The following is a 19367-nucleotide window of genomic DNA, read 5'->3' as shown; positions in this document are numbered from 1 at the left end:
GCGCACGCCTGTGCTACGTATTGTCGCCGAAGCGGGAGAAGGCGCGTGCGCTTCTTACCTGCGCGCGGCCGCGAGCGATCCCGTAGCGCGGCACCGTGACAGCGGCGGCACGCTCGGCGTAAGCTGTCGGAGCGCCGATCGGCTGATCTTCAGGTTGATTCGGCAATCTCATACCGCACTTACGCACTGCCTGGAGACTTCATCGCAATGTCGCAGCCGAATACTCCCGTTTCCGGTCCCGCCGCCGCTCAAACCACCGGCGCGCGTCTTGTCGTCGATGCTTTACTCACGCACGGTGTCGAACGTGTTTTCTGTGTGCCCGGCGAGAGTTTTCTCGCTGTGCTGGATTCGCTGCACGACGAAACCGAACGCATCCAGACCATTGTTTGCCGCCACGAAGCGGCCGCGGCGAATATGGCGGAGGCCGTCGGCAAATTGACGGGGCGCCCTGGTGTCGCGCTCGTCACGCGCGGGCCGGGCGCCACGCATGCATCGATCGGCGTGCACACCGCGTTTCAGGATTCCACGCCGATGATTCTGCTGATCGGCCAGTGCGCGCGTGAGCATCTCGACCGCGAGGCGTTTCAGGAAATCGACTATCGGCGCATGTTCGGTCAGATGGCGAAGTGGGTTGCGCAAATCGACGATCCGAAGCGCATTCCCGAGTATCTGAGCCATGCGTTTCACACGGCGACTTCGGGGCGACCCGGGCCGGTGGTCTTGTCGTTGCCCGAAGACGTGTTGAGCGACGCGTGCGATGCCGTGGCCGGCGCGCCGGCTTATCAGCGCGTGGCGGCGTCACCGTCGGCGGCGCAGATCGAGAAGTTGCGCGGATTGCTCGACGGCGCGCAACGGCCGATGGTGATCGCGGGCGGCAGCGGTTGGACGCCGGCTGCGTGCGCGGACTTTCGGCGCTTCGTCGAGAACTGGCAATTGCCGGTCGGCCTCGCGTTCCGCTTTCAGGACACGCTCGACAACGAGCATCCGAACTATGCCGGCGACGTCGGCCTCGGCATCAATCCCGCGCTCGCGCAACGCATTCGCGACGCCGACGTGCTACTCGCGATCGGACCGCGTTTGGGCGAAGCGACGACGAACGGCTATACGTTGCTCGACATTCCGAAAACGAAGCAGACGCTCGTGCACGTGCATCAGGGCGCGGAGGAATTGGGCCGCGTGTATGCGGCCGATCTGCCGATCGTCTCTGGCATGCCGGAGTTGGCGGCAATGCTTGCGGAGTTGGAGCCATCGTCCGAGCAACTCGCGTGGTCGGGCGCAGCGAGCGAGGCGCATCAGGCGTATCTCGACTGGCGCAAACCGCGTCAAATTCCCGGCGATGTACAGATGGGCGAAGTGATCCAGCAGTTGCGCGCGCATCTGCCGGACGACGCGATTCTCACCAACGGCGCGGGCAATTACGCGACGTGGCTGCATCGGCACTTCTCGTATCGGCATTACCGTTCGCAGCTTGCGCCGACGAGTGGCGCGATGGGCTACGGCGTGCCGGCGGCGATCGCGGCGAAATCGATGTATCCGCAACGCGCCGTTGTGGCGCTGGCCGGCGACGGCTGCTTCATGATGGCCGCACAGGAACTTGCGACGGCGATGCAGTACGACCTGCATGTGCTTTTCATCGTGGTGAATAACGGTCACTTCGGTACGATTCGTATGCATCAGGAGCGGCACTATCCTGGGCGGGTACATGGCACCGGGCTCACAAATCCGGATTTCGCGGCGTTCGCGCGATCGTTCGGCGCGCATGGCGAGACGGTGGAGCGGACTGAGGATTTTCTGCCTGCGCTCAAGCGTTCGATGGAGGCGAAGTGTGCGGCGGTGATCGAGATTCGCATGCCGCAGGAAGCGAGCACGCCAGGTGCGACGTTGGAGCAGGTTAGGGAGCAGGGGAGGAAGATGCGCGGGGAGTAATTGCGTTGTCGTGCCATCGGCACAGGGTGTCAGGAAGCACAAAACAAAAAGCCCTGCGGTTCGAAAACCGCAGGGCTTTTTTTGCCTGCCTGGCACGTCAAGCAATCACATGGCAGCCGAGTGCGCTAGCAGGAGAAGCTACTTACTTTCCACCCACGCTCTGCAACGTCGTCCACTTACCATCGACGACCTTGTACAGCGTAATACCACCGTTCTTCAGGTCGCCCTTGCTGTCGTACGCGAGGTTCGCGGACGTCACCGCCGGCATCGAGGTCTTCGCGAGCACCGGCAGGTACTTGGCCGGATCGGTCGAGTTCGCCTTCTTCATGGCGTCGAACATGGCCATTGCGCCGTCGTAAGCGTACGGCGAGTACGTTTGCACGTCTTCGTTGAAACGCTTCTTGTACTTCGCGACGTAGTCCTTGCCGCCCGGCATTTCTTCCAGCGGCAGGCCGGCGAGCGATGCCACCGTGCCGTTCGCCGCGTCACCCGCGATCTGGATGAACGTCGGCGTGTGGACCATTTCGCCGCCCATCAGCGGCGCCTTGATGCCCAATGCCTTCATCTGCTTGACCATCGGTGCCGCTTGCGAATCCGCGCCGCCGTAGTAGATCAGATCCGGTTGAACCGCCTTCAGCTTGGTCAGGATCGACTTGAAGTCGACTGCTTTGTCGTTCGTGTATTCACGATCGACAATCTGGCCACCCGCTGCCTTCGCCGCCTTTTCGAACTGATCAGCCAGACCCTGGCCATAAGCCGTGCGGTCGTCGACGATCACGATCTTCTTCATGCCCAAGGTCTTCACCGCGAACGTGCCGGCGACCGAACCTTGCTGCGTGTCCGACGTCATCATGCGGAACGTGGTCTTGAAACCTTGTTGCGTGTATTCCGGCGCCGTCGCCATCGCGATTTCGGGGATGCCCGCGTTCGCGTAAATGCGCGAAGCCGGAATCGTGGTGCCCGAGTTGAAGTGGCCGAGCATGCCCTTGATGCCGTCATCCACCAGCTTTTGTGCAACCGTCGTACCGGTGCGCGGGTCGGCCTGGTCGTCGGCCGAGTCCAGCACGAAGCGGACTTGCTTGCCGCCGATCACCGGCTTGGTCGCGTTCATGTCTTCCACCGCCAGCGTAATGCCGTTCTGGAAGTCCTTGCCGTAGTGCGCCTGCGCGCCTGTCATCGGGCCGGCAAAGCCGACCTTCACATCTTCCGTCGATTGAGCATTGGCCGTCCCCGCCAGCGACATCGCTGCAACCAGTGCAGCGCCTGCCAGCTGTTTCATCTTGTGTTGCATAGCTTCTCCTTGGTACCAGGTGTGGATGGAGCGGTTTCGGGGTCGCCGTACCGCTTCCTTCTTTTTGAAAAGATCAATGAGGTTCGCTCAACCGATCGTCATCAAATTCGCATTACCGCCGGCTGCTGCCGTATTCACGCTGACCGAGCGTTCCGTCAACAGACGCTCGAGCGCGTAATCCTCGTCGCCGCTTTCCAGCGCGCCTGCCGCAACGCCCTGCACCGACACGATCGGGCCCGGACGCTTCGCGACTTCCTTCACCAGCGCCAGCAACTCGTCGCTATCGCCTTCGAACAGCACGGCGTCGAACGTTGCATCGGCGCTCTTCTTCACGCTCGCATGTGACTTCAACGACGCGGGCAACTGCGCCACCAATTGTTCACCCGCCGCGCCCTCGAACAACGCGCGATTTCCCGTAGCCAGCGCCGCGGCGAACTGCACGCGCGCGCCGCTCGCCGTCGACGCAATGCACAGCACCGTGCCGCGCGCGCCCAGCGTGTACGTGTTGCGCTCGCCAGTCGGTCCCGACAGTACCGCGGTGGCGCCCGCCGGCACATGCGACAGATAGCCGTCGCAGCGCGCGGCCAGCACCGGTTGTTGTTCGGCAATCAGCCAATCGCGATAGGCCGTCAATGCAGCGGACGGATTGTCGCTGTTTTCGGCTGCCTTCGGTACATCCACGACCAATGCCTGCGCGAGCGACTTCGGCAAACCGGCGGGACGCGTCGCCAGCAGACGCTGCAAATACAGCGCGCCGCCCGCCTTCGGACCCGTGCCCGACAAACCCTCACCGCCGAACGGCTGCACACCCACCACCGCGCCGATCACATTGCGGTTCACATAAATGTTGCCGACGTGCGCGCGGCTGATCACGTGAGCGATGGTTTCATCGATCCGCGTGTGGATGCCGAGCGTCAGGCCGTAGCCCGTCGTGCGAATCTGTTCGAGCAGCTTGTCGAGCTGGCTGCGGCGGTAACGCACCACATGCAGCACCGGACCGAATACCTCGCGCTTCAGTTCGTCGATGCTGTCGAGTTCGATCAGCGTGGGCGGAACGAAGGTGCCTTGCGCGCAACCGTCGGGCATCGGCAACTGCTCGACCTTGCGGCCTTTCTCGCGCATCGTCGCGACGTGCGCGTCGATGCCGCGTTTCGCGTCGAGGTCGATCACCGGGCCGACGTCGATCGACAGGCGGTCCGGATTGCCCACTGCCAGTTCACGCATCGCGCCCGTCAGCATCTCCAGTGTGCGGTCGGCGACATCGTCCTGCAGACAAAGAACGCGCAGCGCGGAACAGCGTTGACCGGCGGAGTCGAAAGATGATTGCAGCACGTCCGCGACCACCTGCTCAGCGAGCGCCGACGAGTCGACGATCATCGCATTCTGGCCGCCGGTTTCCGCGATCAGCGGAATCGGCTTGCCGTCCGGATCGAGGCGGCTCGAGAGCGTCTTGTTGATCAGGCGCGCCACTTCAGTCGAGCCGGTAAACATCACCGCGCGAGTGCGCGGATCGGCCACCAACGCAGCGCCGACCGTTTCGCCATTGCCCGGCAGCAGTTGCACTGCGCCCGCCGGGACGCCGGCTTCGCGCAGAATGCGCACGGCTTGCGCGGCGATCAGCGGTGTCTGTTCGGCCGGCTTCGCGAGCACGGTGTTGCCGGCAGCGAGTGCCGCGGCCACCTGGCCCATGAAAATCGCCAGCGGGAAATTCCACGGGCTGATACAGACCACCGGACCGAGCGGGCGATGCGTGTCGTTGGAGAACTCGTCGCGAATCTGCGTGGAGTAGTAGCGCAGGAAGTCGATCGCTTCGCGGATTTCCGCGACCGCATTGGCCAGCGACTTGCCGGCTTCACGCACCACCAGACCCATCAGCGTATGCATCTGCGCTTCGAGCAGATCTGCGGCACGCGCGAGGCAATCGGCGCGCGCTTCGACCGGCGTGGCTTGCCAGATCGGCGCCGCGGCGACGGCATGCGCCAACGCGGCGCTCACATGTTCCGGCGTCGCTTCAACGACCGTGCCGACGAGGTCACGATGATCCGCCGGATTGCGCACGTCGCGCGCCACGCCCACGGCGATCTCGTTGTCCTCGAGCATCGGCGCGGCGCGCCACGGATGATGCGCGCTCGCCAGCAACGCCGACGACAGCGACGCCAGACGATGCTCGTTCGACAGATCGAGACCCATCGAATTGAGACGCTCGGCGCCGTACAGATTGCGCGGCAGCGGAATCTTCGCGTGCGGCGCGCCGAGCGGCACGATCTTCGAGGCTTCGTCGACGGGGTCGGCGATCAGGTCCTTGATCGCGACGCTTTCATCGGCAATGCGATTCACGAACGACGTGTTCGCGCCGTTTTCCAGCAGACGGCGCACGAGGTACGCGAGCAGCGTTTCATGCGTGCCGACCGGCGCGTACACGCGGCACGGACGGTTCAGCTTGTCGCGGCCGGTGACTTCCTCGTACAGCGGCTCGCCCATGCCGTGCAGGCACTGGAACTCGTACTGGCCGGGGTAATAGTTGTTGCCCGCGAGGTGATAGATCGCCGAGAGCGTGTGCGCGTTGTGCGTGGCGAACTGCGGATAGACCGCGTCGGGCGCGCTCAGCAGTTTCTTCGCACAAGCGACGTATGAGACGTCCGTATAGATCTTGCGCGTGTAGACAGGATAGCCTTCGAGGCCGTCCACTTGTGCGCGCTTGATTTCGGTGTCCCAGTACGCGCCCTTCACGAGGCGCACCATGATGCGGTGACGGCTGCGGCGCGCCAGATCGATGATGTAGTCGATCACGAACGGGCAACGCTTCTGATAGGCCTGCACCACGAAGCCGATGCCGTTCCAGCCGGCCAAGTCTGGATCGAAGCATAGCGCTTCGAGCAGATCGAGCGAGATTTCGAGGCGGTCTGCTTCTTCGGCGTCGATGTTCAGGCCGATGTCGTAGCGGCGCGCGAGGATCGCCAGCGAGCGCACACGCGGCAGGAGTTCGCTCATCGTGCGTTCCTGCTGCGAACGCGAGTAGCGTGCGTGCAGCGCGGAGAGCTTGATCGAGATGCCAGGGCCTTCGTAAATGCCGCGGCCGCCGGCAGCCTTGCCGATCGCGTGGATCGCCTGTTCGTACGACGCGTAGTAGCGCTGCGCGTCGGCTTCGGTGGTGGCCGCTTCGCCGAGCATGTCGTACGAGTAGCGGAAGCCGCGCGCTTCGTATTTGCGGCTGTTGGCCAGCGCTTCGGAGATGTTCTCGCCCGTGACGAACTGCTCGCCCATCAGGCGCATCGCCATATCGACGCCCTTGCGGATCAGCGGCTCGCCGCCCTTGCCGATCAAACGCGTCAGCGCCGACGAGAGGCTCGTTTCGCTATTGGTCGTCACCAGCTTGCCGGTGATCATCAAGCCCCAGGTCGCAGCGTTGACGAACATCGACGGTGCCTGGCCCATGTGCGATTTCCAGTCGCCCTTGCTGATCTTGTCGCGGATCAGCGCGTCGCGCGTGGCGCGATCGGGAATGCGCAGCAGCGCTTCGGCGAGGCACATCAGCGCCACGCCTTCCTGGCTCGACAGCGAGAACTCGTGGATCAAACCTTCGACGCCACCGCCCTTGCTCTTGGTGCGCAGCGTTTCGACGAGCTTGCCGGCCATTGTCTGCACATCGCCCGCGAGGTTGGCGGGCAAGCGAGCCTGACCGACCAGGAACGGCAAGCATTCCGGCTCGGGACGACGGTAAGCGGCCGTGATCGCCGCGCGCAGCACCGACTGCGGTTGCACGTTTTGCGCGAACTCGAGGAACGGATGCGACGCGCCGTCTTCTTCCTGCTCGACCGTGGCGCCGTCGGCGAGATCCGCCGAGCCCGTCACGCCCGACAGTTCGGGCGGCAACTGACCGTGCTCGATCTTTTCGAGGTACGCGAAGATGGCCTGCTTGATGAGCCAGTGCGGAGTGCGTTCAAGACGGGTCGCGGCATCTTTCAGCCGTGAACGCAGGAGGTCGTCGACCTTGACGCCAAGGGTGGTGCTAGCCATGTTTCCTTCTTCGGATACCAAACGAATGCGCTGGGAAAGACTAAAAGTTGGCGAATCGTACGCCTCCCAATAAAAAGGTGCAACCATGTTCGGTGCGTGGTTGCACCCTGCTGAGAGCCTTGTGTGGCGAGGGTTTGCGCCAGATCGCGCTGGCCGCTGGCGCAGTGGTTGCGCTTAGTACTTTCCCTGGCGTGATTCTTTTTGCATTTACCCTTATCAGAACGGGTCGGCGCGCCGTTATACGGAACATAGCGGCACGCGGCCTCCGGGCACGCACAAAAAAACGGTACGGGGTTTTAGAAGACAGGCGAGGACAGGTGAAATGGAAAAGTGGCTGGTAATACTGGGCATCTGGGCGATGTGCGCGACTTGCGCGGTGTTGTTCATGCGCGGCGCGACGAGTGGCCCAGGCAGGCGCGAGCCCGACGAGGAACACGTGCCCGCGGCGTCGCGCGCATCGGTAGGCGACGCGCGGACCGCGTTAAACGAGTGAACTGAAGAAGTGAATGGACGCGTCCGGCGTTCCGTGCCGGAAAGAGCGAGGACTATCTTCGGCTGACGCGCTGGCGGAACGCTGACATCGCCGGGCTCGGCGCCGCGGCTGGCTTAGGCGCGCGTCAAAGTTGATGAACCGGTTCGAACCTTGCGCAACTGTCGCCGGGTGAGACGAGTTGGTCGTGCAACCGGCAGAGCCGGCTGTCCGCCACGCTCGCGCCGAATGCGGAACCGAACACGGCGAGACCCGGAATGCCCTGCTCCAACGAGTCCCGATTCTCAGCGCGATGCCGGCAGCCCGCGCAGCACGGCGCGTGCGTTTCATCGCGCGCCTGCGCCGCGCTGTCGAGGCGGACAGTGCGCCTCATCACGAGCCCTGCCCCAAGCTATTCCAGTACGGCGCGAACACGTGCGCGGAAAGCGTGTAACCGATGGCGATATTGACCACCACGCCCACCGTGAATGCGAGGAACGGCTTCAGGCCGGTTGCAGTGAGCGAGCGCAAGCGCGTGGTCAGCCCGATGCTCAGGAAGCAGAAAGTGAACGCCCACGTGCGCAACGCCGTGATCGGCGCGACGAATTCGGGCGTCACGACTTTGCGGTAATCGACCAGCGAATAGTGGCTGGCGATCCACGTCACCAGCGCGGACGCGATCACGAAACCGATCACAAATTTCGGGAAGCGCGCCCAGATCTCGCCGGCGTTGGCCTTGGCTTTGACGCCGCTGTCCTGCGATTCCCAGCGCGTCGTCGCGACGATCGCCAGCACGAACGCCCAGATGCCGATCCAGATATCGCGGCCGACCACTTTCATCAGCGTGAACGCCTGCAACGACGCCTCCGGCGCGCCGGCAATCGCACCGCCCGCGTGTTTCGCAAAGTCGCCGTACGCTTGAGCGGCCGCGATGCCGGCGGCGTCGGCGAATTCAGACGTGCCGATCCACGCGCCGGCGACTGCAGTCGACAGGCCGAGCGAGCGGGATGCGAACGGCAACACGAAGATCATCACGATCGCCCACAGCACCACCAGCGTGATTGCCACCGAGGCCTGCTCGCGCTTGGCGCGCACTGCGCCAGCAATCGCGATGGCCGCCGAGACGCCGCACACCGCGCCGCCGACGCCGAGCACAGCGGCAAAACGCCGGTCGAGGCCGAACGCTTTCGCGGCAAAGAAGATCACGAAGAACGTGACGAGCGAGACGATGGTGGCCTGCCCGACCGCAACCGGTCCCGCCCACACCAGCAACGTGAACGGCAACGTCGCACCGAGCAGCACGATGCCGACCTTGATATAAAACTCGACGCGCAAGCCGGCCGAAAACCATTCAGGCAGCGTGAACACGTTCGAGATCAGCAGGCCCAGCGCCAGCGCGACGAGCGGCGGCTCGAGGTTGTACTTCGACGCGTTGACCCACGCGCCCAGCGTGAAAATCAGCGCCGACGCGATGAACAGAATCAGGAACGACGCCAGGAAGGCGCCGACCCGCTGCTTGAGCGCCGCCAGGCTTACGCCGAAGAGCAGCGCGAACGCTATAAACAGCGCGGCATAGTTCGGCAAATGCTTGCCGACGTCCTGCGCGGCCTGCGCCACGCTCGACCATTTGGCCGGCGCCACCGCCAGCCACTTGATGCTGCTGCCCGACGCGAACAGCGCCCAGGCGACTACGATCACCATCAGGCCGACCCACACGGCCCACCAGTCTTCAGTCGAAAAGAGCCCGCCACCGTGGGTGCCAGGCCGGTTCGTCGACGCCGCGCCGGGTTGTAGTGCTGGGTTCGTATCGCTCATCGCCATGCCCCGAGTAAGTTGAGTTGCCTCGGCGCCAAGGTGTTGGAGTTTTGCCCGAAAGTGCGCCGATTCGGCGAAATATAGGCGAGCGGCGTTGCAAAACGAAACGACCATTCGCTCTAAGAATATGACCGAAAGAAGTAACGGCGGCGTCGCCCCGGCGATGCGCCTTAGATGTCGAGCGGATCGACTTCCAGATTCCAGCGCAGCACACCTTTCAGGCTGCGCAGCAGCGGCTGCCACGCACGCAAGGTCGCCTGCAAGGCGGCCCGCGACGCGCTCTCGATCAGCAATTGCGCGCGGTGCACATGCATCACTTTGACGATGGTGAGCGGCACGGCGTCGTAGACGGTCACACGTTCGGCAGCCGCAATGCCGGTCAACTCGGCCGCCGCCTGTTGCAGGAAGGCGAGCGCGGCTTCGAGCGTGCGGCCTTCGGCGCGCAGCAAAGCCTGATAGACGAACGGCGGCAAATGGGCGTCGCGTCGTTCGGCCAGCGTGGAGTTGGCGAAGCCGACGTAGTCGTGGCGGCCCAGCGCGTGATAAAGCGCGTGGCGCGGATAGCGCGTCTGCACCAGCACTTCGCCCGGCAAACCCGCACGGCCTGCCCGGCCGCTCACTTGCATCAGTTGCGCGAAAAGCCGTTCGCTCGCGCGGAAGTCGTGGGAAAACAACGCGGTATCGGCGTTCAGCACGCCGACCAGCGACACGCGCTGAAAGTCGTGGCCTTTGGCGATCATCTGCGTGCCGACGAGGATGTCGACTTCGCCCGCGTGGACGTCGGAGAACAGCGCCTGCGCGCTGCCTTTACGACGCGTGCTGTCGGCGTCGATGCGCAAGATGCGGGCGCCGGGCACCGCGCTCGCCAGCGTCTCTTCGACGCGCTGCGTGCCACGGCCCATCGGCGCGATATCGACGTTGCCGCACTCCGGGCACGAACGCGGGATACGCGCTTCCCAGCCGCAGTGGTGACAGCGCAGCGCGCGCTCGGGCTTATGCAGCACGACATACGCGCTGCATCGTGGACAACCGGCGACCCAGCCGCAGGCATCGCAGGCAAGCTGCGGCGCATAACCGCGGCGGTTCAGGAACACGAGGCTTTGCTCGCCGCGTTCGAGTCGCACCTTCAGCGCCGCGATCAGCGGCCCCGACAAACCTTCCACCGATGCCCGCCCGCGCCGCCGCTCCTCTTCCAGATCGATCAGTTTGACGGTCGGCAATACGGCCTCGGCGACGGCACGGCGCGACAACGTGAGCCGCTTGTAGCGGCCCTGGTCGGCCTGCCACCAGCTCTCCAGCGACGGCGTGGCCGAACCCAGCACGACCGGCAAGCCGAGTTGCTTGGCGCGGTAGATCGCCAGGTCGCGCGCCGAATAGCGCAGGCCTTCCTGCTGCTTGTAGGCCGGATCGTGCTCCTCGTCGACGACAATGATCGCGAGCTTCGGCAGCGAGGCCAGCACCGCCAGCCGCGTGCCGAGCACGATCCGCGCGCGGCCGGTGTGCGCGGCGAACCAGTTGCGGGCGCGCTCGCCTTCCGCGAGGCCGCTGTGCAGCGTGACGATCGACGTGCCCTCGAGCGCGGCGAAACGCGCGCGGAAGGCCGCTTCGAACTGCGGCGTGAGATTGATTTCGGGGACGAGGACAAGCGCCTGGGCGTCGGGCTTTGCGGCGAGAATCTCCGCGAGCGCGCGCAAATAGACCTCCGTCTTGCCACTGCCCGTAACGCCATGCAGCAGGAACGGCGCAAAACCGTCGGCATCGCGGATGGCTTCGACGGCGGCCGCTTGCTCGTCCGTGAGCGTGGGCAGCGTGGGGGCGGGCGCGTCAGGCGAAGCGACCGCGGCCAACGCCGCCGCGGCCTCGACAATATCTAGCGCGATCCAGCCTTCCGCCTGCCACGCGTCGAGCGTTGTCATTGCTTTGGGGTGCAGCGCGCGAGCATCGGCGGCAAGCATAAACTCGGTCCCGGCCAACGCCTGCGCCAGCTTCCGCAACGCGCTCGCCCGAGCCGGCAGGGCTTCAGGCAACGCAGCGCGGCCTGCGGGCGTGAGGCTGTAGCGCTCTTCCGGCGCGAACAGGCGCGACCAGCGCGACGCATCGCGTAGCGCTTGCGGCAATGCGGGCAACGCGACCTCTCCGAGACCACGCTGGTAGTAGTCGGCGGCGAACGCGGCCAGCTTCAGCCATTCCGACGACACCGGCGGGCAAGCTGTGCACACGCCACTCACCGAGCGAAGACGATCGGCCGGCACGTCGCTGTGAGCGGTCACTTCGCAGACGAGCCCGACGACGTGGCGTTTCCCGAACGGCACGCTGACCAGCCTGCCCGGCGCGACAGGCTCAGGCGTGTCGCAGCGGTAGTCGAACAGAGTCGGCAGCGGATGGTCGAGCGCGACGCGGACGAACACGTCGCTCACGCGCCAGCAACGGCCAGGGGAACGAGCGCGACACGATGCCACATCGCGAGGCCCATCGAGCAGACGGCGAATCCGTAGAAGTTAAAGTAAAACTTCAATTTCGGCGCTAAGTTTTGGATTCGGCTGAACAATTGCAATCGGTCCGCGTGCCTGTGGATAACTTTGTTGAGAACTTTGCCCGGACGGCCCGGGAACCGCGCCGCAGCGGCCTTCTGTGGGATTCCGCACAGTCTGTCCCGAACCCGGGAAACCCTTGCCAGACAAGGCTTAGATCAAATACGCCTGCAAAGTGCAAGGGCCAGGACACGACTAAAGCTTCTACCGCGCCGCAGCGTGATGAATGTGCATAAGTCAAGTCTTGACTTTCGCAAGACCGCCATCTGACGGCCTGTTAGCTGCAAATTTGCCCTTAGACCGAGAGCCCAGTTCGCTGCAATGCAACAAAAAATGGTAACGATTACGGCTTCAGGCCGGTGCATGAGCGCCGCTGCGGATCGCCCGGCTATGACGGTGCACTTCGTCCACCAGTTCAGCGACATTCTCCGGCGGCGTGAACTGCGAAATACCGTGGCCGAGATTGAACACGTGGCCCGGATGATTCCCGAAGCTGTCGAGCACCGCACGAGCTTCCATGCGGATCGAAGCCGGCGGCGCGAACAACACCGAGGGATCGATATTGCCCTGTAGCGCCACCTTCCCGCCTACGCGTTCGCGCGCCTTGCTCAGGTTGACCGTCCAGTCGAGGCCGACCGCATCGACGCCGGTTTCGGCGATCTCGTCGAGCCACAGGCCACCACCCTTCGTGAACGTAATGACCGGGACTTTCTCGCCGTCGTGCTCGCGCTTCAGCTGACTCACCACCTGCTGGATGTAGTGCAGCGAGAAACGCTGATACACACCGTCTGCCAGCGCCCCGCCCCACGTGTCGAAAATCATCACGGCTTGCGCGCCAGCTTCGATCTGCGCGTTCAGATACGCCGCGACCGAGCGCGCGTTGATGTCGAGAATGCGGTGCATCAGATCGGGACGGGCATAAAGCATCGACTTGACCGTACGGAAATCTGCCGACCCGCCGCCTTCGACCATGTAACACGCGAGCGTCCACGGACTGCCCGAAAAGCCGATCAGCGGTACGCGTTGACGACCTTGCGCGTCGGTCAGCGCCGTGCGAATTTCGCGCACGGCTTCGGTCACGTAGCGCAGCGTGGCGTCGATGTCCGGCACAGCGAGCCGTGCGACGTCGTCTTCCGTGCGAACCGGGCGAACAAACTTGGGACCCTCGCCGGTCACGAACTCGAGGCCGAGGCCCATGGCGTCGGGCACAGTGAGGATGTCCGAGAACAAGATCGCGGCGTCGAGCGGATAACGCTCGAGCGGCTGCAACGTGACTTCCGTCGCGAACGACGGGTTCTTCGCCAAACCGAGGAAACTGCCCGCGCGACCACGCGTGGCGTTGTATTCCGGCAGATAGCGGCCAGCTTGCCGCATCAGCCAGATCGGTGTGTAGTCGGTCGGCTGGCGCAGCAGCGCGCGCAGGAAAGTGTCGTTCAGGAGTTTATGGGCCACGTTGCGTACGACTGAGGGCAAAGGGGCATTTTACCGGAGCCGGCTCGCCGCATCGTGCTTGATCCGGCCAATAACTGTCGGACACGTCGCTCGCGGCCGGTTTTCCGCGCGCCGGCCGCGGCGTCATGACCTGGCTGAACGGCCAATGTTCAAGCGCGAATTGCCGGGCTATCATCCAACGGACTTACCAGACAATTACATACAACCAAGGAGACTCGATGAACAAGGCAGCACTCGCACTGCTCGGCGCACTGGCCGGCGTTTTGATGCACGCAGGCGTGGCCGGGGCACAGACCAGCGCCGCCACCGCAACGCCCTCGCGACTCGACGAAATTCTCGCGCGCGGCACGCTGCGCGCCTGCACGACGGGCGACTACAAACCGTACTCGTTTTACAAGGCGGACGGGCAGTTTGAAGGCATCGACATCGACATGACCGAGTCGCTCGCCAAGTCGCTCGGCGTCAAGACGGAGTACGTCAAGACGTCGTGGTCGAATCTGATGAACGACTTTGTCGCCAAGTGCGACGTGGGCGTGGGCGGTGTGTCGCCGACCCTCGAGCGGCAGAAGCGCGCGTTTTTCACCGAGGCCTACATGGTCGACGGCAAGACGCCGATCGTTCGGTGCGACGACGTCAACAAATATCAAACCGTCGCCCAGATCGACCAACCGGCGACACGCGTGATCGTCAATCCTGGCGGCACCAACGAGCGCTTCGCGAAACAGTACTTTCCGCATGCGAACTTGACCGTGTATCCGGATAACGTGACGATCTTCAAGCAGATCCTCGCCGGCAAAGCGGACGTGATGGTGACGGACGCGTCGGAAACCCTGCTGCAGCAGAAGCTAAACCCCGGACTTTGCTCGGTTCACCCGGACAAACCCTTCCAGTATGGTGAAAAGGCTTGGCTGCTGCCGCGTGGCGATGTGTCGTTTCAGCAATACGTCAACCAGTGGTTGCACCTTGCGCGGGCAACAGGCGAGTATCAAGCCATTTCGGACAAGTGGTTGAAGTAGCCTGAAGCGTTTCTTGGCCGCCCCTTTTTTCACTGTAAAACGGCGGCGGTCGAGAAACGCCAAATGATCACGCTCGCGCGCCAATCGTGTAACTTACCGGGCGCTATTAAATAAAACCTAAAAAATAGTGCGTACGCAGCTCGCCGCGAACGCATTCTTTGCGCCCCAATTGCGTGTCCGTACGGATGCTGCAACGCAATACGGCTGCGTACGTTGGATAACAGAAGTTGGTGACTGCTGGCCAGCACCTGCAAAGCGGGGAATCAATTGTCCAAAAGATGAACGTGCAACCATTTCATGCGGCATCGACTTAACGGATTACGCCGCATTATGCTTCGCGAATAGCATCAATCATGCGTATGAAATTGCGACTGAGTCATCGGTAAAAATTGCGTTTAAATCGTCGTGTTTTGGCAATATGTCCTGCAATGCCTTATCTGGCGGGCGTTACAACCTGAAACACTTTGTTACCGCGCTCGTAGATTAATTCGCCCACAATGCCCTCAACGGTTTCAACACGGATGTGGCTGTGTGCGTGGTGTGAGCGGATACGATGCACTTGCCGGTCGGCCTATGCCGAAGCCCTGTGAAGGGGCATCCCTGCTGGGGCCGTAGTCGACGTAGGGTCGTCGTCTCAGTCGGTTCCTTCTTTGGTCTCCTCGCGCTAACCCCGTAGCGTGTGGTTTTTAGCGGGCTCCAGGCCCGCTTTTTTTTCGTCTGGCCAAACGTTTGCGCAGTGCGGTAGCGCGCTGTTTCGGGCACGTTCGCGGGTTTTAGCGACTTGTGCGGCAAACGGTTGGTTCCACCAGGTTCGTCCTTCGTGCCTTGTTGGCTGGTCCGGGTCGCGCAATGATTTTGCCGGCACGGCCCAGCGATTAGCTGTCACGCCGTCTTGTCTTCCCGCAGCTTCAACTCGCTGATCATCAGCTCGCGCATGATGAACTTCTGCACCTTGCCGGTTACCGTCATGGGCAGTTCGTCGACGAAACGGATGTATTTGGGCACCTTATAGTGCGCAATCTGCCCCTGACAGAACTGCTGGATCTCTTCGGCTGTCGCCTGCTCGCCAGCTCGCAATACGACCCACGCGCACACCTCTTCGCCGTACTTTGTGTCGGGTACGCCGAACACCTGCACGCTCTGGATCTTCGGGTGGCGGAACAGAAACTCTTCAATTTCGCGCGGATAGATGTTCTCGCCGCCGCGAATCAGCATGTCCTTCAGACGGCCGACGATGTTGCAGTAGCCTTCTGCGTCGAGCGTCGCCAAATCGCCGGTATGCATCCAGCCATCGACAATGCTTTCGCGCGTCTTCGCCTCGTCGCCCCAATACCCCTGCATCACTGAATATCCACGCGTGCAAAGCTCACCCGTTTCGCCCACCGCCACGATCTCGCCGAGAGGATCGACGATTTTCACTTCGAGATGCGGCTGGATGCGGCCGACCGTTGTCGTACGCTTGTCGAGCGGGTCGGTCGTCGAGCTTTGGAACGAGACCGGACTGGTTTCCGTCATGCCATAGGCAATGGTGATTTCGCTCAGATGCATTCTGGAAACGACCTTCTTCATCGTCTCGATCGGACAAGGCGAGCCCGCCATGATGCCGGTGCGTAGGCGCGAGAAGTCGTAGCTGGCGAAGTTCGGATGATCGAGTTCGGCGATGAACATGGTCGGTACACCATGCAACGCGGTGCACTGCTCTTCCGCGACCGCGGCCAGCGTCGCGGCAGGGTCGAAGCCTTCGCCTGGAAACACCATATTAGCGCCGACCGATACGCAAGCCAGCACTGCCAGCACCATGCCGAAGCAGTGGTACAGCGGCACCGGAATGCATAAGCCGTCCTGCTCGCTCAGCCGCATTGCCATGGCAATGTAGCGCGCGTTGTTCACCACGTTGCTGTGGGTCAGCGTTGCGCCCTTCGGATTGCCCGTCGTGCCGCTGGTGAACTGGATATTGATCGGCTCATGGCACGAGAGCGTCGCGCCGATCGCGTCGAGCCTGGCCACGTCGAGCGACGCGCGTCCCTGCTCGATCACGTCGGAAAAGGTCAGCATGCCGGGCGTTTCCGTGTCGCACATGCGAATCACGTAGCGCAACTCGGGCAACCTTGCCGCGTGCAGTTCACCGGGCGCCTGCGTGGCCAGTTCGGGCGCGAGCTCCTGCAGCATTTCCAGGTACATAGATGCCTTGAAGCGCTCGGCGGCGATGATCGCCTTGCAGCCAACCTTATTCAGCGCGTACTCGAGTTCCGCGAGCCGATAGGCTGGATTGATGTTGACCAGTACGGCGCCGATTCGCGCGGTCGCGAACTGGGTCAGCAGCCACTCGACGCGATTCGGCGACCAGATGCCCACACGGTCACCCTTCGCAATACCGAGTGTGAGCAGCCCTGCCGCCAAAATGTCGACTTCGTCAGCGAACTCCCTCCAGGTCCACCGAATCCGTTGCTCGCGAAACACCACGGCAGGACGATCCGGAAAGCGTGCCGCAGTGTCGCGCAGAAACCGGCCGACCGTCGCTTCGCTCAGCGGAATGTCGGTCGACCCGCGGACATACGACAGCCCGTCTTTGGGTTCGATGAGTGCACCTTCGCCTGACACATGCGTTGCCATGGTGTTGTCTCCGTGAGCTCAGCGGAAGCTCGTCTATTGAAATGAATTTGAAATCGATTGTGCCACCGGCGTATGTCGGTCCGGCATCAAGTGTTACCCGCACCGCATTGCCGGACCGGCCGGGTTTGGGCGCCGATTGCCACAAAAGCACGATTTTGCTTACCTTTCCGTAAACGTCAAGTCGAGGTCAAAAAAAAGCAGCCACGAAGGCTGCTTTCTCTCTGATACGTATTGCCTAGTTCTGACCGCGCAGCTTGCGCAGGCGCTGGATCGCAGCGAGTTGAGCCGTCGCGTACGCCAGTTCCGCTTGCGCGGTCGCGTATTCGAGGTTCGAACCCGTGTTCTGCAGCGCTTCTTCCGCACGCTTGCGTGCATCTTCAGCCTTGGCTTCGTCGAGATCCTTGCCGCGAATAGCCGTGTCGGCGAGAACCGTCACAGCGCCCGGCTGGATTTCGAGAATGCCGCCGGCGACGAAGACAAACTCTTCTTCACCGTTTTCAGCTTCGATGCGCACCGCACCCGGACGAATCCGCGTGATGAGCGGCGTGTGGCCCGGCAGAATACCGAGTTCACCTGCTTCGCCCGGCAGCGCGACGAACTTCGCCTGGCCCGAGAAGATTTGCTCTTCCGCGCTGACGACGTCTACTTTAATGGTTGCCATATCGACTCCTGGTGAGCGTAACTCGAGGGCACCGGCATTGGCCGGCCGCCCGCTTCTATACACCCGACCTTTACTGGATCTTCTTGGCCTTTTCGAAGGCTTCGTCGATCGTGCCGACCATGTAGAACGCTTGTTCCGGCAGGTGGTCGCACTCGCCGTCAACGATCATCTTGAAGCCACGGATCGTTTCCTTCAGCGGCACGTACTTGCCCGGCGAGCCCGTGAACACTTCAGCGACGTGGAACGGCTGCGACAGGAAACGCTGGATCTTACGAGCGCGCGCCACGGCGAGCTTGTCTTCCGGCGCCAGTTCGTCCATGCCCAGAATCGCGATAATGTCGCGCAGTTCCTTGTAGCGCTGCAGCGTTTGCTGCACGCCGCGCGTGATCGAGTAGTGCTCTTCACCGATCACGTTCGGGTCGATCTGACGCGAGGTCGAATCGAGCGGGTCGACTGCCGGGTAGATACCCAGCGAAGCGATGTCACGCGACAACACGACCGTTGCGTCCAGGTGGCCGAAAGTCGTAGCCGGCGACGGGTCGGTCAAGTCATCCGCAGGGACGTACACGGCCTGAACCGACGTGATCGAACCGGTCTTGGTCGACGTAATACGCTCTTGCAGCTTACCCATTTCTTCAGCCAAAGTAGGCTGATAGCCCACTGCCGACGGCATACGGCCGAGCAGAGCCGACACTTCCGTGCCTGCCAGCGTGAAACGGTAGATGTTGTCCACGAAGAACAACACGTCGAGACCTTCGTCACGGAAGTGCTCAGCCATCGTCAGACCGGTCAGCGCAACGCGCAGACGGTTGCCCGGCGGCTCGTTCATCTGGCCGTACACCAGCGCGACCTTGTCGAGAACGTTCGAGTCCTTCATTTCGTGATAGAAGTCGTTCCCTTCGCGGGTACGCTCGCCAACACCGGCGAACACGGAGTAACCACCGTGTTCCTTAGCGATGTTGTTGATCAGTTCCATCATGTTCACGGTCTTGCCGACGCCGGCGCCACCGAACAGGCCCACCTTACCGCCCTTGGCGAACGGGCAGATCAGGTCGATAACCTTGATGCCGGTTTCGAGCAGTTCCGTCGACGGCGACAGTTCGTCGAACGCCGGAGCCTTCTGGTGAATACCGCGAACCACGTCCGAGTTGATCGGGCCGGCTTCGTCGATCGGGCGACCCAGCACGTCCATGATCCGGCCCAGAGTCGGCTTGCCGACCGGCACGCTGATCGGTTTGCCGGTGTTCTTCACCGTCGTACCACGGCGCAGACCGTCCGATGCACCCAGACAGATGGTACGGACGACGCCGTCGCCCAGCTGTTGCTGGACTTCGAGGGTCAATTCCGAACCGTCGAGAATGAGCGCGTCGTAAATCTTCGGCATCTGGTCGCGCGGAAATTCCACGTCGATCACCGCGCCGATGCACTGTACGATCTTGCCTTCTACCAAAGCAGTAGTACTCATCGCTTTTCCTTTAGATACTCAATTCTTCACTCGCGCAAAGGCGCAGTTTGGATGGGGGCGCCTAGCCGGGGTGCGCCGCGAAGGCGCACTCGAAGCAGCGTGCCTGACCGT

General features: G+C 62.8%; 12 protein-coding genes. 3 read left to right on the top strand and 9 right to left on the bottom strand.

All coding sequences use genetic code 11. From position 1 onward, the window contains the following. The first annotated feature begins 207 nt into the window (after window positions 1–207). Window positions 208–1926, top strand: coding sequence for a thiamine pyrophosphate-binding protein (locus B0G82_RS06415; RefSeq protein ID WP_121306977.1), 1719 nt, complete (start codon window positions 208–210; stop codon window positions 1924–1926). A gap of 142 nt (window positions 1927–2068) precedes the next feature. Here B0G82_RS06415 and B0G82_RS06410 read toward each other — a convergent pair whose 3' ends face one another. Together B0G82_RS06410 and putA are read right to left on the bottom strand one after the other, a co-directional pair. Then, window positions 2069–3217: a branched-chain amino acid ABC transporter substrate-binding protein gene (locus B0G82_RS06410; protein ID WP_106284862.1), complete on the bottom strand. Its 1149-nt coding sequence runs from the start codon at window positions 3215–3217 to the stop codon at window positions 2069–2071. Between the two features lie 87 nt (window positions 3218–3304). Continuing rightward, window positions 3305–7234, bottom strand: coding sequence for a trifunctional transcriptional regulator/proline dehydrogenase/L-glutamate gamma-semialdehyde dehydrogenase (gene putA, locus B0G82_RS06405; protein ID WP_121306976.1), 3930 nt, complete (start codon window positions 7232–7234; stop codon window positions 3305–3307). 322 nt (window positions 7235–7556) lie between these two features. On the opposite strand from putA, the gene B0G82_RS39995 reads away from it, so the two are divergent. Beyond that, window positions 7557–7727: a hypothetical protein gene (locus B0G82_RS39995; RefSeq protein WP_181916799.1), complete on the top strand. Its 171-nt coding sequence runs from the start codon at window positions 7557–7559 to the stop codon at window positions 7725–7727. Between the two features lie 124 nt (window positions 7728–7851). Here the strand turns inward: B0G82_RS39995 and B0G82_RS06400 are convergent, their stop codons facing one another. From B0G82_RS06400 to hemE, 4 genes are all read right to left on the bottom strand, one after another. After that, entirely contained in the window at window positions 7852–8097 is a 246-nt protein-coding gene (locus B0G82_RS06400; RefSeq protein WP_121306975.1) for a hypothetical protein, read from the bottom strand. Beyond that, window positions 8097–9518 (bottom strand): putative sulfate exporter family transporter, encoded by a 1422-nt coding sequence (locus tag B0G82_RS06395; RefSeq protein WP_121308629.1) that lies wholly within the window; start codon window positions 9516–9518, stop codon window positions 8097–8099. Before B0G82_RS06395 ends, B0G82_RS06400 begins: the two co-directional genes overlap by 1 nt. Window positions 9519–9688: 170 nt before the next feature. Then, window positions 9689–11935, bottom strand: coding sequence for a primosomal protein N' (locus B0G82_RS06390; RefSeq protein ID WP_199730065.1), 2247 nt, complete (start codon window positions 11933–11935; stop codon window positions 9689–9691). A 465-nt stretch (window positions 11936–12400) separates the two neighbouring features. Continuing rightward, window positions 12401–13501, bottom strand: coding sequence for a uroporphyrinogen decarboxylase (hemE, locus tag B0G82_RS06385; protein WP_121306974.1), 1101 nt, complete (start codon window positions 13499–13501; stop codon window positions 12401–12403). 218 nt (window positions 13502–13719) lie between these two features. Between hemE and B0G82_RS06380 the strand changes: the two genes are divergently transcribed. After that, window positions 13720–14517 (top strand): transporter substrate-binding domain-containing protein, encoded by a 798-nt coding sequence (locus B0G82_RS06380; RefSeq protein ID WP_116143584.1) that lies wholly within the window; start codon window positions 13720–13722, stop codon window positions 14515–14517. A gap of 882 nt (window positions 14518–15399) precedes the next feature. On the opposite strand, the gene B0G82_RS06375 is transcribed toward B0G82_RS06380, so the two are convergent. The 3 genes from B0G82_RS06375 to atpD form a co-directional block, all read right to left on the bottom strand. After that, window positions 15400–17130 carry an AMP-binding protein gene (locus B0G82_RS06375; protein ID WP_121306973.1) on the bottom strand — a complete coding sequence of 577 codons (1731 nt, stop codon included), beginning with the start codon at window positions 17128–17130 and terminating at the stop codon, window positions 15400–15402. Window positions 17131–17365: 235 nt separating this feature from the next. Beyond that, window positions 17366–17791, bottom strand: coding sequence for a F0F1 ATP synthase subunit epsilon (locus B0G82_RS06370; protein WP_012434800.1), 426 nt, complete (start codon window positions 17789–17791; stop codon window positions 17366–17368). Between the two features lie 70 nt (window positions 17792–17861). Beyond that, on the bottom strand, window positions 17862–19256 hold the full coding sequence (gene atpD / locus B0G82_RS06365) for a F0F1 ATP synthase subunit beta (protein WP_121306972.1): 1395 nt from the start codon (window positions 19254–19256) through the stop codon (window positions 17862–17864). Window positions 19257–19367: the final 111 nt, after the last annotated feature.

Origin of the sequence: Paraburkholderia sp. BL17N1 (assembly GCF_003634175.1) — a bacterium.
Taxonomy (GTDB): Bacteria; Pseudomonadota; Gammaproteobacteria; order Burkholderiales; family Burkholderiaceae; genus Paraburkholderia.
The sequence above is the reverse complement of the archived record's forward strand: the minus strand, read 5'-3'. Positions and strand labels throughout refer to the sequence as shown.

Coding starts and splice junctions, on each gene's coding strand:
- putA (WP_121306976.1), bottom strand. CDS start 7,234: ATGGCTAGCACCACCCTTGGCGTCAAGGTCGACGACCTCCTGCGTTCA.
- B0G82_RS06370 (WP_012434800.1), bottom strand. CDS start 17,791: ATGGCAACCATTAAAGTAGACGTCGTCAGCGCGGAAGAGCAAATCTTC.
- B0G82_RS06410 (WP_106284862.1), bottom strand. CDS start 3,217: ATGCAACACAAGATGAAACAGCTGGCAGGCGCTGCACTGGTTGCAGCG.
- B0G82_RS06375 (WP_121306973.1), bottom strand. CDS start 17,130: ATGGCAACGCATGTGTCAGGCGAAGGTGCACTCATCGAACCCAAAGAC.
- B0G82_RS06400 (WP_121306975.1), bottom strand. CDS start 8,097: ATGAGGCGCACTGTCCGCCTCGACAGCGCGGCGCAGGCGCGCGATGAA.
- B0G82_RS39995 (WP_181916799.1), top strand. CDS start 7,557: ATGGAAAAGTGGCTGGTAATACTGGGCATCTGGGCGATGTGCGCGACT.
- atpD (WP_121306972.1), bottom strand. CDS start 19,256: ATGAGTACTACTGCTTTGGTAGAAGGCAAGATCGTACAGTGCATCGGC.
- B0G82_RS06395 (WP_121308629.1), bottom strand. CDS start 9,518: ATGAGCGATACGAACCCAGCACTACAACCCGGCGCGGCGTCGACGAAC.
- B0G82_RS06415 (WP_121306977.1), top strand. CDS start 208: ATGTCGCAGCCGAATACTCCCGTTTCCGGTCCCGCCGCCGCTCAAACC.
- B0G82_RS06380 (WP_116143584.1), top strand. CDS start 13,720: ATGAACAAGGCAGCACTCGCACTGCTCGGCGCACTGGCCGGCGTTTTG.